11 protein-coding genes are annotated in these 15,098 nt (G+C 40.1%); 8 read left to right on the forward strand and 3 right to left on the reverse strand.

What is annotated here, in order from left to right:
• Positions 1–432 precede the first annotated feature (432 nt).
• A complete protein-coding gene (locus GQR38_RS18600) occupies positions 433–918 on the forward strand; it encodes a hypothetical protein (RefSeq protein ID WP_165722883.1) in 486 nt (161 codons plus the stop codon).
• 37 nt (positions 919–955) lie between these two features.
• Here the strand turns inward: GQR38_RS18600 and GQR38_RS18605 are convergent, their stop codons facing one another.
• Positions 956–2,161: an anhydro-N-acetylmuramic acid kinase gene (locus GQR38_RS18605; RefSeq protein WP_165722882.1), complete on the reverse strand. Its 1,206-nt coding sequence runs from the start codon at positions 2,159–2,161 to the stop codon at positions 956–958.
• A gap of 149 nt (positions 2,162–2,310) precedes the next feature.
• On the opposite strand from GQR38_RS18605, the gene GQR38_RS18610 reads away from it, so the two are divergent.
• The 4 genes from GQR38_RS18610 (at position 2,311) to GQR38_RS18625 (ending at position 6,532) form a co-directional block, all read left to right on the forward strand.
• A complete protein-coding gene (locus GQR38_RS18610; protein WP_165722881.1) occupies positions 2,311–2,811 on the forward strand; it encodes a GNAT family protein in 501 nt (166 codons plus the stop codon).
• 182 nt (positions 2,812–2,993) lie between these two features.
• Complete coding sequence (locus GQR38_RS18615) at positions 2,994–4,022, forward strand: NADP-dependent oxidoreductase (RefSeq protein ID WP_165722880.1); 1,029 nt, start codon at positions 2,994–2,996, stop codon at positions 4,020–4,022.
• Between the two features lie 50 nt (positions 4,023–4,072).
• On the forward strand, positions 4,073–4,690 hold the full coding sequence (locus GQR38_RS18620; protein ID WP_010554991.1) for a glutathione S-transferase: 618 nt from the start codon (positions 4,073–4,075) through the stop codon (positions 4,688–4,690).
• A 222-nt stretch (positions 4,691–4,912) separates the two neighbouring features.
• Positions 4,913–6,532 (forward strand): methyl-accepting chemotaxis protein, encoded by a 1,620-nt coding sequence (locus tag GQR38_RS18625; RefSeq protein ID WP_165722879.1) that lies wholly within the window; start codon positions 4,913–4,915, stop codon positions 6,530–6,532.
• 71 nt (positions 6,533–6,603) lie between these two features.
• On the opposite strand, the gene GQR38_RS18630 is transcribed toward GQR38_RS18625, so the two are convergent.
• Together GQR38_RS18630 and GQR38_RS18635 are read right to left on the reverse strand one after the other, a co-directional pair.
• Positions 6,604–6,912, reverse strand: a complete 309-nt coding sequence (locus GQR38_RS18630; RefSeq protein ID WP_010554993.1) for a YkgJ family cysteine cluster protein — start codon at positions 6,910–6,912, stop codon at positions 6,604–6,606.
• Between the two features lie 45 nt (positions 6,913–6,957).
• Positions 6,958–8,886, reverse strand: a complete 1,929-nt coding sequence (locus GQR38_RS18635; protein ID WP_165722878.1) for a RecQ family ATP-dependent DNA helicase — start codon at positions 8,884–8,886, stop codon at positions 6,958–6,960.
• Positions 8,887–9,425: 539 nt separating this feature from the next.
• On the opposite strand from GQR38_RS18635, the gene GQR38_RS18640 reads away from it, so the two are divergent.
• From GQR38_RS18640 to GQR38_RS18650, 3 genes are all read left to right on the forward strand, one after another.
• Positions 9,426–10,730 (forward strand): NAD(P)/FAD-dependent oxidoreductase, encoded by a 1,305-nt coding sequence (locus tag GQR38_RS18640; RefSeq protein ID WP_007583476.1) that lies wholly within the window; start codon positions 9,426–9,428, stop codon positions 10,728–10,730.
• A 131-nt stretch (positions 10,731–10,861) separates the two neighbouring features.
• A complete protein-coding gene (locus GQR38_RS18645) occupies positions 10,862–12,958 on the forward strand; it encodes a cupric reductase (RefSeq protein WP_165722877.1) in 2,097 nt (698 codons plus the stop codon).
• Positions 12,959–13,068: 110 nt separating this feature from the next.
• Positions 13,069–14,568, forward strand: a complete 1,500-nt coding sequence (locus GQR38_RS18650) for a DUF2235 domain-containing protein (protein WP_165722876.1) — start codon at positions 13,069–13,071, stop codon at positions 14,566–14,568.
• Positions 14,569–15,098 lie beyond the last annotated feature (530 nt).

Raw genomic sequence — 15,098 nt, forward strand, 5'->3', positions numbered from 1 at the left:
AAATTGAATAAGTGTATATTTGCTAATTAAAATTTTCGTGATCAATTCACTTATCTAATCTACCGCTATCGCCTCATTTTATATAAAGGTCTTTCTGAAGAAGAATAAGGCAACAAAGAGGTAAACTTTAACTGGTATAATAATCATTGATCGTTGGGTTATCGCTCATAGCTGCCATACATTAACTTGCGGGCTCAACTAAAGCTCTTTGTACTTTTAAAAATAAATCATAAAGCATTTATATTATTTCTGTACGTGTGAGATTATCTTACAGAGGTTTAAACACGTAATTCCAGTCCTAGAACAAAAAGATCCTCTTTGATCAAACCACTCAATAATTGTACTAATTAATGCAATTAGTCATAAATCTGTAACTTTGATCCGCGATAATCTCTATCCGATAAATGAATAAACTCAAGAAGACTAAGTAAGATGAGTACACCCTTAGTGCAACTAACATTTGCACAGCAATCATTTGATGATTCTATGTCTGCGGCGATGAGCCACGCTATGGAATATGAAAAGCTATCGCTAAAAGCCAATGCTGCGCATAACATTACGCTGCAGTGTGTGTTGCCTGATGGCGCAAATGAGAGCGATGTTATTTCACTAAGTGCAACGCAGCCCAGTGCGCGTGGGGCGCAGTATTTTACTGAAAAAACGCTGAGCAATGCAGATCTTGAATCTGGTACTGTAAATCTAACTTTAAGTAACATTACACAAAGCCAGTGTTTTGTAGTGCAAATGATGCTGCACGGAAAAAACACGACCTTAAAAGAAAGCCAGCAACTCGATGTGTACATTAAAGCATTTGAGCAAGGCTATATTCCTGAGCAAATAAAAACTGAACATACCAAGTCACAGGGCGTTCGTAGCTACTTTGCGAGTATGGGGTCTACGTTTTTATCGCTGTTTTAGTGCTAACTGCACCTAAATTACGCAATGCGACAAGTTATTAATCTGCAAAACTCACTTTACCCATAGTGACTCCAGCAATACCCTGTGCGGTATTACTTAGGTGTTGCTGCTCTCCGGCTAGGCATTCGTTGGCTAAAATGGCAAATAGTACGGCCTCTTTGGCATCGGGATTTATACCTAAATCGTCGGTATTTTTAAAAGCCTTAATACGTGGGCAAAGCACTGTAAGTTGCGCCATTAGTAACGGGTTATGAATACCGCCACCACTTGCATACACCACACAATTTTGTTCGCGCTCTGCACACTCGTTTAATGCATTTGCTATAACAGTAGCAGTAAAGGTATTTAAGGTGGCCATTACATCTTTATGGCTTAAGTACTGTGTATTTGTAAGCTGCTGTGCGGCGTTTAAATACGCTAAGTTAAATACCTCTGGCCCTGTAGTTTTAGGCATTGGGAGTTTAAAAAATGCGTTATTACATAATGCATTTAATAATGGTGTATTTACCTTGCCTGCTTTTGCTATTTTTGCGCCATCGTCATAATGCATATCTTTAAAATGTTGCTGTACGTAGGCATCCATAATGGTATTACCGGGGCCAATGTCTGAGCTAAACACACCGTTTGCATCGCCATTTTTGGGTAAAAACGTTAAGTTAGCTATGCCGCCCATATTTAGCAAAATCCGACTCTCAGCAGCGCTCGAAAAATACAAATAATCGCCATACACAGCAAGTGGTGCACCCTCGCCTCCTGCGGCTATGTGTTTTTGCCTAAAGTCACCAATGGTAGTAATACCCGTAGTAACGGCTATTTGGTCGCTATCGCCAATTTGTAAGGTGCCATTAGTAAAGCTTTTGTGATTATGCTGCGACTGCGGGCAGTGGTAAATGGTTTGCCCGTGGCTTGCTATTACATCAATACTTGCTGGGTTTATATTCCACTTAGCTAAGCACTGATTAACCATATTGCCATGGAGTTTACCTACCCACGGGTGCAGTAAAGTAACAAGCTCTAAATCGCATTCTCGCTTAGCAAATACCTGCTTTATTTTAGTTTTATAATCGTCGTTGTAGTCAACGGTGGTAAAATTTAAAACCTCAATGTGTGTATTTAAGCCCGCGCCCGTTACTTTACACAGTGCAACATCAAGCCCGTCCAACGAAGTACCGCTCATTAAACCAATAATTAAACGGCTTGGTTTTTGGGCGCTGTTATAAAGAGCTTTAATGTGAGGGTGCATAATGGCATCTAAAATAGGTGTAATATTTTGCTTATATTAGAGGACTTTAAAACAAAGTAATAGCCGTAAACCGTTTAATTTAGGTTCTGATTGTTTAACGTTAAAATGATTGTTAAGTTAGTGTGCATACTAAAAATTTATGAAAAAATATGATCACCCTCAGAGAGTTTAAAGCCCAAGACGCGCCTTTTATTATTAGCACCTTAAATGATGAACAGGTGACGCGTTTTCTATCGTCAAAAATTCCGTTTCCGTATACGCAAGCCAATGCTGATTGGTGGATAAACCAAGGCTCAAAAAACGGCGTAATTGATGCAACGGTTAAAGCCATTGAGGTAAATGGGCAATTTGCGGGCTGTATTGGTGTAACTCCCGGCGAATTTGAATACAGCCACAGTGGCGAAATTGGTTATTGGCTAAATAAAGCCTATTGGGGGCAAGGCATTATTACTCGCGCTATTGAACTTATATGCAATGAAGCGCTTGCAAGCTCACACATAAACAGAATTTTTGGCGCTGTGTTTGCTGGTAATACCGGCTCTATGAAAGCACTTATTAAAAGTGGCTTTGAGCAAGAGGCTGTGCTTAAACAGGCCATTTATAAAAACGGGGTGTTTTACAATAGCCATATTTTTAGCAAGCTAAAATAAACCATTTAGAATAAATACTCTGCAAAGCTTGAATTATCAACCACCCGCCCAAAACTCCTTTAATTAAGGTACGCATTGTACATATTCATACTGCTTAGCCGCGCATTATTGTTTAGCTGATCACGATTTTTAAAGCGTAAACATTCGGTAAGTAGTTTATTTATATTAATAGGAGATCTTTTATGTCTACGACTAGTCGCCAACTTACTCTTGAATCACGCCCTAATGGCGCTCCAACAGATGAAAACTTTAAATTAAAAACGGTAGAGCTTCCTGCTTTAAAAGACGGTGAAGTTTTACTACGTACTATTTACCTATCGCTAGACCCGTACATGCGTGGTCGTATGAGCGATGCTAAGTCGTACGCTGACCCTGTTAATATTGGCGATGTAATGGTTGGCGCAACAGTGTGCCAAGTAGAAGAGTCTAAAAACGATAAGTTTAGCGAAGGCGAGTGGGTACTTGCCTACACAGGTTGGCAAGACTACGCCATTACCGATGGTGAAGGCTTAATGCAATTAGGTAAAGAGCCTGCAAACCCTTCATACGCATTAGGTATTATGGGTATGCCTGGCTTTACAGCGTATATGGGTTTACTTGATATTGGCCAGCCTAAAGAAGGCGAAACCGTAGTTGTTGCAGCAGCAACAGGCCCAGTAGGTGCAACGGTTGGTCAAATAGCTAAAATTAAAGGCTGTAAAGTAGTCGGTGTTGCTGGTGGTAGCGAAAAATGTGCACACGCCGTTGAAAAACTAGGGTTTGATGCCTGTATTGATCACAAAGCTGATGACTTTGCAGAGCAGTTAGAAAAAGCCTGTGATAAAGGCATTGATGTTTACTACGAAAATGTGGGCGGTAAAGTATTCGACGCCGTACTACCATTACTAAATACCGCAGCGCGCGTACCATTGTGTGGTTTAGTATCGCAATATAACGCTACTAGCTTGCCAGAAGGCCCAGACCGTTTAGGTATGCTAATGGGTCAATTGCTTACTAAGCGTATTAAAATGCAAGGCTTTATCATTTTTGATGATTACGGCGACCGTTACGACGAGTTTGCACAAGACATGCAAAAATGGCTACAAGACGGAAAAATTCAATACCGTGAGCACATGGTAGAAGGCATCGAAAATACAGTAGACGCGTTCAACGATATGATATGCGGTAAAAACTTTGGTAAAACTGTGGTTAAAATTAATAAGCCACTTTAATTTTATACGGCTTGTAAGGCAAAGCCCTTACAAGCCACAAAAGGACTGACATGATCAAACTACACCATTTAAATAAATCACGTTCTAAACGCGTAATTTGGCTTTTAGAAGAGCTAAATGTTGACTACGAAATTGTGGCTTATCAGCGTAATAAAGACACCTTCCTAGCTCCTGACGAACTAAAGCATATTCATCAACTTGGTAAGTCACCGGTAATTGAAGACGGCGGTTTAATTATTGCTGAATCAGGCGCTATTACAGACTACCTTATTACCAAATACGGTAACGGTAAATTTGCTCCAAAAGTAGATACCGCTGAATATGTTGACTACCAGCAATGGCTGCACTTTGCAGAAAGCTCAGCAATTTTACCGCTTTTACTTAAAATGTTTGTACTAAAAGACGGCGCTAAAACGCAGTTTTTAGAAGGCTATGCTGACGCTGAAACAGCTAAAGTAATTAGCTACTTTAACGACCGCCTTGAAGGTAAACGTTATTTAGTGGGCGATACCCTAACGGGCGCTGACTTTATGATGTCGTTTATTGTTGAAATAGTTAAAAACTCAGGTCAATTAGCGCACTTTAAAAACCTCGTTAAATACGACGAGCAATTACAAAGTCATGAGAAGTTTCATACAGCTAATGAGCTAGAAGCAAAGTACGACTAACTACTTTTATATAATATATATGACACTAAGGGGCATTTAGCCCCTTTTTTAATGCCTGAAAAACACTCCTCATTAAAGTTACGCTTGTAAACTAAATTAACAAACAATCCCTTATTGCTAATAAAACTTTAATTAATAAGGCATAATGCTGCTATTGTTTTAGAATAATCACTAATAATACAAGCTGCTCTTGCGCGTATTGACTCACACTTGGGATCAACCATGACCATAAACATGCGTTTAACGACCGGCTTTGGCGTAATTTTATCAATGATGCTTATTTTAACCATTATTGGCATTTCGCGCGTTAGCCTCATTAATAATAACATTACCCACATGACCGACGTAAATTCGGTAAAGCAACGTTACGCAATTAACTTTAGAGGCAGCGTACACGACAGAGCAATAGCCGTGCGCGATGTAGTGCTAATTACCGATCAAAGCAGTTTAAGCTCCGTGTTAAAGAGCATAAAAGAGCTAAACGCATTTTACCAAACGTCAAGCAGGTCTATGGCCGAGCTAATGGGTAATATGAATAATGAAGAGCGCGCTTTAATTAATAAAATAAATCAAATAGAGCAGCGCACTCAGCCTTTCATTCAAGGTGTAATAAACGCTAAAAATGCAGGAAACCTAAGCGAAGCTGAGCGCATTTTATTAACCGATGCGCGCCCTGCGTTTACCCAGTGGCTAAATGTTATAAACCAATTTATAAACCTACAAGAACAAGCAAATCAAACCACCACTATCGATACTCTCGATATTGCCAGCTCGTTTAAAATTTGGATGATTTCGCTCACCGCACTTGCCTTTTTAATAGGCATAAGCGTTGCGTATGTTATTAGCCAACTGATCAGAAATTCAGTAGGTGGCGAACCACAAGAAGCCGCTGAAGTAATTGCCCTTATTGCACAAGGCGACTTAAGAGGCGATGTACAGTCGTGTTGCCCAAATAGCATGATGGCTTCTGTAGGGGTTATGCAATCTAAATTAAAAACCATTGTAGATAGCATTATTAACTCATCTGAAGAGCTTTCTACGCACTCTGCAAGCGTAGCGTCTGGCTCGCAGCAAGCACTTAGTGCCGCTGACGCACAAGTAACTTATACAAACTCGGCAGTAAGCAGCCTAGAAGAAATGAGCCGCAGTATTCATGCCGTAGCCGACTCAGTTAGGCAAACAGAAGATAACTCAAAAATAACCGCGCAATTATCGCAGCAAGGTAGTATTGCAGTGCAAAAAGTTGCCGCCGAAATTGAACAAATTTCAGTGACCGTAAAAGCCACAGTTACCCAAGTAAACGTGTTGCAAGAACATGTAAAACACATTGGCGATATTTTAAGTGTGATCCGCAGTATTTCCGATCAAACAAACTTGCTTGCACTAAATGCAGCAATAGAAGCTGCAAGAGCAGGCGAAACAGGCCGAGGGTTTGCTGTTGTTGCTGACGAAGTAAGGCAACTTGCCCAGCGCACTGGCGACGCAACAGGCGATATCGAAAAGATGATTTTGCAAGTACAAGAAAACACGCAAGCGTCGGTAACAGCTATGGAAACCACAGTACCACAAGTAGAAAATGGCCTAACACTTACTCACGAAGCAAACGAGTTACTGCATCAAATACAGCAACAAGCTAACGATTCATTAAGTAACGTGCTTGAAATTGTTGAATCAACATCAAACCAAGTAGCCACTGTGGCGAAAATTAGTACCGGCGTAGAAGAAATTGCCAGTATGTCCAAAGAAACCAGCATGTCGCTTAACAGTAACGCACAAGAAGCTGTTGCATTAGCTGACCTTTCAAACACACTTAAAAAGTATATTAGCTACTTTAAAGTTTAATTTTTATAGTAAGCAATAAACAAAGGGGCTTTTAAGCCCCTTTGTTGTTTATGTACTTTAATAATAGCGGACTATATACCTGCTAAATCGCGCTCGGTAATACACTCACCCGACGCCATTTCAAACTCGCGACATACTAATGGGCGGTTTTCGTAAATAGAGCACATAAGCGTATTACGGTCGAGTGCTTGGCACCAACCGTCGTCAGCGCGTTTCATTACTTCGCTGCCCCATTTATCGTATTCAATGTAGTTAAAAGGCACGCCGGTGTCGGTTACTATGCGCACTTCTAATTGGCAACAACAGGCTTGGCAGTTAGCACACGTAACGGGCTCTGGGGTAGTAGAAATATTTTCAACGGGAATAACAATATGAGGCATAGTGGCTTACTTTTTTGAATAAGCCACTAGGATACAGTAACTAATTTAACGCGCTAGTAGTTTTGCTTTAATATCGCTGTAACGCATTTGCTCACACAGTGCAAAACCACTCAGCTGGCGTACTTTATTACGCGCAAATAACGGCACACTCATCCCCGCTAAAAAGCGGCATTGGGTTTCAATACCCACATTATGATTACCTTTGCCTGCCATATGCGCTAAAAATTCATCTACCTTTTGATAAATAAGTTGCTCGTCAATATATGCAGGCTCTATAGAGTATTCAAGCTTAACCGCATGACCTCTACACACACTACAATGCCCACATTGCTCAGGTGCATTTTGATCGTCAAAATAGCGCGCTAAGTTATAGCTTAAGCAACTTTGTAGCTCAAAAAAGCGTACCAGTGCAGCAATACGTTTAATTTCGGCCTGTTCTTTGTCGGTAAAGTAGTCGTGAAGTTGCTGGGCAAGTTCTGGGTTATTTATAACCTCTTCATGCACTTTGTATACTTGGGTAATACGTTTGGTTTCGAGCGTTATTAGGTTTTTTTCAGCTAGGTAGTCAAGAGCAGCCACTACGCGTTTTCGATCAACCTGCGCAGCTTGTGTAAGGGAGTCAAAATTTAGCGTGCCCCATATTTTTTTAAAATCGGTATGGCTAAATATTTGTGTTAAAAATGCTTGGCGTTGCTCATCAAAATGACCAAGTAGCTCGTTTTTATCAACCAAAAATTTATATTTAAAATCGGCGTAGTAAGCATATTGCGGCGTTATAGCGCCTTGCATTTCAAGCTGTACAAGTAAGGTTTTAAGTGCCAGTTGCCTAATATTACTCTCGCTCGATAAGCTGTATTCTTGCATTTCCCATTGCTGGTGGCTTTGGCGAATATCGTTAATTACGTATTCAATACCGCTAAGCTCAGGGGTGTCGCCATATACAAAGTTTTCTACCGTATTTAGGCCGTCTAGGTTAGCAAGCGTGTAACAATTTGATGGATCGCCATCGCGTCCTGCTCGGCCAATTTCTTGGCTGTAGTTTTCTATCGATTTTGGTAAATCGTAATGTATAACAAAGCGAATATCCGATTTATCAACGCCCATACCAAAGGCTATGGTTGCCACTACGACGTTAATTTTACCGCCCATAAAGTCATCTTGAATTTGCCAGCGTAGCGTATCTTCAAGCCCCGCATGATACGCCACCGCGTGCACACCTTGAGCACTTAGCACATTAGCAACTTGCTCAGCGCTTTGCTGTAGCGTTACATACACAATACCTGGGCCACTTTGCGCACGCACTATGTTGGTAAGCTCGGTGTTTTTATCGGCGGTTTTAACGCTCAACACACTTAAATCTAAATTAGCGCGGTAAAAGCCCGTTTGCACAATGCACTCAGGCGCAATAGCAAAGCGCTCTGCCATATCGCGTTTTACTTTTTTAGTGGCCGTTGCTGTAAGTAACAACACTAAAGGAATATTAAGCTCTTCGCGGTAACGCGGTAGTTTAAGGTAGTCGGGTCTAAAGTTATGGCCCCATTCTGATATACAGTGCGCTTCGTCTACCACTAACATCGAAAGCGCCACTTGGCTTATAAACTCTCTAAAACGCTCGTTTTTAAAGCGCTCAACCGACACCATTAATACTTTAATTTTACCATTTCGCACATCATTCATTACGGTGCTGCTTTGCATTTGATCTTGGCTCGAATCAAGGCTGGCAGCATAAATACCTTTGCTATTTAAAAAGCTAATTTGATCTTTCATCAACGCAAGTAAAGGCGAAACCACTAAGGTTAAATTTGGTAAATGCAACGCAGTTAATTGATAGCACAACGATTTACCCGAGCCGGTCGGAAATATAGCCAACGACGATTGACCATTTAAAAGCTGATCTATAGTTTGTTGTTGCCCTGTTCTAAATTGGCTAAAACCAAAGTGCTGCTCAAGTGATTGAATTAGTGGCGTGGTCATAAATGTCCTTTTGATGGCTAAACAATAGTCATGCTTATAAAAATGCGGTGTAGATAAAATATTTGCAACTCGGTGTGTATGAAATATTTGCATGTATACCCAAACCATCTCAAGATGAGAGTTTCAGTTGGAGTTAAAAGCAATTTAAGCAAGGCATTGATTGCAAGTAATAGTGGTTCTATTGTTAAAATCAATAACGCAGTATAAATCGCTTTTAAACCAACCCATTGGGCGTTTCACAGGCACTTACTCTCATCGTTGTTACTTCTTAAAAGGGGGCTGCCATTCTTGCAAAGTAACGCCTTGATATTAAGCCCCTGTGAAACGCTGAATTCTGCATATTGAGACGGTTTGGGTATAAGTATACAACAAATAACATTATTTATTGCTGACATCGGTTTTATTTAGGCGCAAACTAGGCACCCATAAAATGAGTAGTAACTACTTGTTGCCAAAATAATTTATTGATACCCAAGTCACCTTAAAAAACTAATAAAAAATACAGATCACTTGGGTATATTATTTTTAAGGGCAACGTTATGAGTATTACAATACCTAAAATCGTCGTTATTGGCGGTGGTGCTGGCGGATTAGAACTTGCAACCCAACTGGGGCATAAGCTAGGGAAAAAAAAACAAGCAGATATACTGTTAATAGACAAAAACCGTACCCACATATGGAAGCCGTTACTACACGAAGTAGCGACAGGCTCTATTGACCCTGATTTAGATGGCGTTGTGTATTCAGCCCATGCCGCAAAACATCATTATCGTTTTCAACTTGGTACTTTTTGCAATATAGACCAAAGCAATAAAACAATTACCCTCTCCCCATTAAACGACGAGTTAGGCCACACTATTTTACCTGGTCGTACAGTTCGTTACGATCACCTTGTTATTGCCATTGGCAGCGTAAGTAACGACTTTAATACCCCAGGTATAAAAGAGCATTGCTACTTTTTAGATTCAAGCCAACAAGCAGAGCGCTTTCAGCACTCATTACTAGATAGCTTTACGCGCCTTCACCAAGACGACAACCAACAACAATCACTTAATATTGCCATTGTTGGCGGCGGTGCTACCGGTGTTGAGCTCTCAGCTGAGCTTTACCATGTGTCTGAGCTATTAAAGCTTTATGGTTTAACAAATATGTCGTCTAAGCGTTTGCATATTCATTTAATAGAAGCCGGCCCGCGTATTTTACCTGCATTACCAGAGCGTATTGCCGTAAGTGCCAAACGCGAGCTATTAAAGCTTGGCGTAAACGTGCGCGAACAAACGCAAGTAAAAGAAGGCACCGCACAAGGCTTTATCACCAAAGATGAAGAACACATTGATGCCGATATAATGGTGTGGGCGGCAGGCGTAAAAGCACCTGATTTTATTAAAGACTTAGGTGTTTTTGAGCTTACTCGTAGCAATCAAATTCAAGTAAATGAGTTTTTACAAAGCACCGTAGACGAAAGCATTTTTGTATTAGGCGATTGCTGCGCATTTACCCAAGCCGACGGCAAGCAAGTACCACCACGCGCACAATCGGCGCATCAAATGGCGTTGTGCGTTGAAAAAAATCTCATCGCAACATTAAAGCAGCAACCACTACGCGGCTTTAAATACAGCGACCATGGCTCGTTGGTTAACTTATCGAGCTACAGCACCGTGGGTAACTTAATGGGTAACCTCACCAGCAATACCTTTTTTATTGAAGGTAAAATTGCCCGCTTTATGTATATATCTTTATACCGTATGCACCAACGCGCCATACATGGCAGCGCAAAAACCTTTGCATTATGGATAAGCGAAAAAGTGTTGCGTGTAGTGCGTCCAAAAATGAAATTGCATTAAAAGCAAACTGAATCAGCAGCCTATAAAATGGCTTTAATAAATTAATACTTTATTAAAGCCTCTTACACTATTAGTATCTAAAATAGTACCATGTGGATAATTGAAATAGTGAACCTAAAGGATTAACGTTTATGAAAAAAGGACCCCTGGCGCTTATTGCCATTGCTACGGTTGTATTGGCAACTTATATATTTATAGCTCAATCCAGCTCATCAGTAGTAAAGCAAAATTTAAAACCTGCCTCAAATATAGTTCAGCCCAAAATAAAACAACAAAAGCAGATCGTTCAAGCATCCCCACAACAGAAAGTAGTAAAACTAAAACACGAGATTAGCCTTTGTAAAAATAAATCGGCTGATAAAGCCCAAAAAATAAATGAAATAAATCAATCGCTTACTTCATCTTTTAAAAATGAGCTCAACAAAGGTACTTCTGTCGCCGACCTATTAATGTATTCAGGTTTGTATGAGGCATCTTATCAGTCATATACAACGCTACTTAAAGAAGCGATTAAAGATAAACAAAAAAAAGACTATAAAATAATTGAAAGCATAGCTATTTTAGCTGACTGGCAAGGCATTGAAGCTATTCAAAATTTCACCAGTGATAAAGTAAAAGAGATAGTGCAGCAGTTAGGTTCGGCTACCCAAAGCCCTGCTGGTTTAACATTTAACGTTCCACTTGATGAAAATGTAAAAAAAGAAACCCTCTATGCGCTATTAAACAATTCCGACACGTTTACCACTTATTTGCAGTCGTTTATTCGTATTGAAGGTAGTAATGTTATCTCTCCCGCCACGCTACTTATGCTCAATGCAAATAAACTTTCAATTGACGAATTTGAGCATGTAATTGCAGTAAATCAATTTACGGTAAATGAACTCGCAGTAGCTATAAATAACGGTCTACCTAATGAGTATATTTTTGCGCTAATGGAGCAAGTACCTTCACTTAATGATATGCCTATTTATGACAATTTTACCGTTTTATATAACTTAGCCGATTTAGCTATTAGCCAATTTAATTTACCCTTAGTAAAAGCATTAAAACAAGCAGGAGTCTCACCAACCAATAAGGTAGGCCTATTTACAGCGTTAGATATTGCCATAATTAATTTACCTAAAAACGGAAACTTAACTTTAAAGGATTTAGATAAAAGTAAGACTGATATGCTGGATTACTTAATCGCCGAAGGATATAAAGCCCATGGTGAGTTTAATTATAAAAATTCATCAGATAAGACTCTACTTTTTGAAAACAAATTTAAATATCAACAAGGTACCTTTATTAGTGAGCAAACAAACCCTTTAAGTTACCTCTACTTTAGCCAAATCTCTATAATTGAAAACTCTATGCTGCCTAGAGTAACTGAGCCAGATAACTCTGAAATATCTCAATTTTTACTAGAACTACAACATAAAAAAGAAGACCTAGATTCAGCCTCAAGCAATTGTAATCAATTAACAGAAAAGCTGTTTGCAACCCAAAAGCTCACACAAGATAGAGACGCTTACGCAAAAGTTCGCGAAATTGAAAAAGAATATGGCAGTAACTTTGAAGACGTATTACAAAATATAGACCCTGTTTTAGTTAATTATTGGTGGAACACTCTTGCCCGCCGTACCTCTTCAGATAGAAGCGATAGTGTATTTCGTGAATATTTAGCTAAAAAAGAATTTCAAAAAGCACATGAATACAGCCAGACAACTCCACTAAATCAAACAGAGACAAACGTGCTATTTATTAGGTTACTTAAGAATCCATATGACTTAGTGCCTATTTGGAATAGTCGAACGCTACCTATCCCTCCAACAGAGTTGGTTAGACTAAGCTGGATTCCGCTTAGTCAATGGCAAGAACTTGCACAACTTGGTTTTGATTTTTCGATTACCGATATACATGGACGCGACGTTTATACACAAGCTGCGTCGTCTTCTGTCGAAGCAGTCCAATTTCTAATTGATAACAAAATACCGACTGTTCCCAGTAAACTTGGCGTAGATATACTAGACTTAGCGCTAGAACAAAGCTACACCCAAGGTGAGTTAAGCCCAATGGTTCCTTTAGCTTTGCAGCTTGTTGAAAAATTTGAACCAAACCACTTTTCTCGCGTTGCCCGATTAAAAACATTTTATCCTGAAGTTTATCAGCAGTTAGTACAACTTAACTCTGCGCTTAAACCATTAGAGGAAACAACGTTAAATAGCTATACTTTTTATAATCACTGATCTTCATAGCAGGCGAGCCATAAATTAGCTCGTCATTACCTGATGAATATTGTCTTTAATATTTAACATTGTCTGTGTAGAGTATTTAAAACAACTAAGGGAATTGGGTTATGACAGGTAAAACGCTAATTTTTAACTTTGACGGCACAGGAAACGAGCCCCGTGACGCAGAACAATTTAGCTCAGATCATTTTAAAGAAGACTCTAATATTACCAACATTCTAAAACTGCATTTACTGCTTGGCGGTAAATTAGAAGACTCCCCTATTACTCCTTTTGCTAACCAACTCAGTTTTTATTATCAAGGTATTGGTACTAAAGGCAGCCGCCTTAAACGTATTTTAAACCAAACTCTTGCACCTCGTGGTGACGACGTAGCCAGTATTTTAAATCAAGCATTAAGCGACTTTAAAGCTCACTATCAACTAGGCGATACCATACTGCTAACGGGTTTTAGCCGAGGCGCTGCACTTGCAAGGCGTTTTGCCAAAATCCTAGAACCTTTAGTTGCTGATAATGTTTACATATGTGTGTTTGATACCGTTGCCTCTATTGGCTTATCAAAAGTAAGTAAAGCCACACGTGGCGCAGAGCACGTTATTTTTGAAAACCACACTATTGCCAACAACATTACTCACGCGCTGCACTGCGTAGCCCTTGACGAAAAACGCCGCGCGTTTGAACCCACACTCATGAACCATCAAAGCAACATTACCGAGCTATGGTTTGCAGGTGCGCATTCAGACATTGGCGGCGGTTACTACCGCGATGGCCTAGCCGATATTAGCTTGCGCTATGCACTTGAGTGGTTAATAGAACAACCGCTTAATATATCGTTACTCACTAGTCACGACATAGATTACGAAACCCTACTCCCCGATAGCAACTTAGTAGCACAAGATGACGTAACAGTAACGCCCGATCCGCTCGCATTAAGTCATCAACAAAATTACTTTTGGTTTAACCCATTTTTTAAATTAGTAGATAGGCAGTGCTATATATTAATTGATGACGAAGCTAGCAACCTTGAGCCCTTAGTACACTACAGCGTAGCCGAACGTATTAATAAGCTAACCAGTTACCGCCCAGAATCGCTTAAAAAACTGCATTACAAAATTAGCTATAACGACAACACCACACTTAGCTTTATTGGTTTAAGCCAACATATAGAACTAGCTAATCAAAACATGAGTGTGCTGAGCATTAACCAAAGCCAAGATGTAATGGTATTTGCCTCTGAGCAATACAACGCAACCGGCCTCATGCTAGAGCAAGGCGCTACGTACCGCTTTACCCCATACCCAAATCAATACTGGTTTGACGATGGCATAAAGTGCACACCATTAGGCTGGAACCGCGACAACGTACAACTTGGCGTAAAAGAAATCCCAATGGCCGTGCTTGAACCATTTAGACGATTCCCTCGCGCACAATGGTTTTCACTCATTGGTGCTATTAATAAAAACGACGACCACCTTTTTGAAATAGCCAACGGCGCCGACATTAAAATAGATAAATCAGGCGAGTTTTGCCCATTCGCAAACGACCTAAGCCGCTTTTATGGCGCTAATGCAGGTAAAATACAATTAAAAGTAACGCGGTTGGGATAGTTTAAATTGTAGGCGGGAGTTTACCTCGCGCAAAAAGCGAAGCGTTTAAATTGTAGGCGGGAGTTTACCTCGCTCAAAAAGCGAAGCGTTTAAATTGTAGGCGGGAGTTTACCTCGCTCAAAAGCGAAAAATTTAAATTGTAGGCGGGAGTTTACCTCGCGCAAAAGCGAAGCTTTTAAATTGTAGGCGTGAGTTTACCTCGCGCAAAAGCGAAGCATTTAAATTGTAGGCGTGAGTTTATCTCGCGCAAAAGCGAAGCATTTAAATTGTAGGCGGGAATTTACATCGCGCTTTGGCATTATAAAAAACACCCGCGAGGTATAAAACCTCACCTACAACAACTCAAACACCACACTCAACAAACCCGTAGGTGCGATTTTACATCGCGCTTTGGCTTTATAAAAACACCCGCGAGGTATAAAACCTCCCTACAACAATTCAAACACCACAATCAACACTACAAAGCCCGCCTAAACTCCTGTAGATACCATCTCTCATTTTAAGCTTCAAGGTCGTATTTAACTTTCTTG

Source organism: Pseudoalteromonas sp. c7(2019) (assembly GCF_011378625.1).
Lineage (GTDB): Bacteria > Pseudomonadota > Gammaproteobacteria > Enterobacterales > Alteromonadaceae > Pseudoalteromonas > Pseudoalteromonas arctica.

Excerpts from the sequence above, each read along its gene's own strand:
- GQR38_RS18600 (WP_165722883.1), top strand. The coding sequence starts at position 433 with ATGAGTACACCCTTAGTGCAACTAACATTTGCACAGCAATCATTTGAT.
- GQR38_RS18605 (WP_165722882.1), bottom strand. The coding sequence starts at position 2,161 with ATGCACCCTCACATTAAAGCTCTTTATAACAGCGCCCAAAAACCAAGC.
- GQR38_RS18610 (WP_165722881.1), top strand. The coding sequence starts at position 2,311 with ATGATCACCCTCAGAGAGTTTAAAGCCCAAGACGCGCCTTTTATTATT.
- GQR38_RS18615 (WP_165722880.1), top strand. The coding sequence starts at position 2,994 with ATGTCTACGACTAGTCGCCAACTTACTCTTGAATCACGCCCTAATGGC.
- GQR38_RS18620 (WP_010554991.1), top strand. The coding sequence starts at position 4,073 with ATGATCAAACTACACCATTTAAATAAATCACGTTCTAAACGCGTAATT.
- GQR38_RS18625 (WP_165722879.1), top strand. The coding sequence starts at position 4,913 with ATGACCATAAACATGCGTTTAACGACCGGCTTTGGCGTAATTTTATCA.
- GQR38_RS18630 (WP_010554993.1), bottom strand. The coding sequence starts at position 6,912 with ATGCCTCATATTGTTATTCCCGTTGAAAATATTTCTACTACCCCAGAG.
- GQR38_RS18635 (WP_165722878.1), bottom strand. The coding sequence starts at position 8,886 with ATGACCACGCCACTAATTCAATCACTTGAGCAGCACTTTGGTTTTAGC.
- GQR38_RS18640 (WP_007583476.1), top strand. The coding sequence starts at position 9,426 with ATGAGTATTACAATACCTAAAATCGTCGTTATTGGCGGTGGTGCTGGC.
- GQR38_RS18645 (WP_165722877.1), top strand. The coding sequence starts at position 10,862 with ATGAAAAAAGGACCCCTGGCGCTTATTGCCATTGCTACGGTTGTATTG.
- GQR38_RS18650 (WP_165722876.1), top strand. The coding sequence starts at position 13,069 with ATGACAGGTAAAACGCTAATTTTTAACTTTGACGGCACAGGAAACGAG.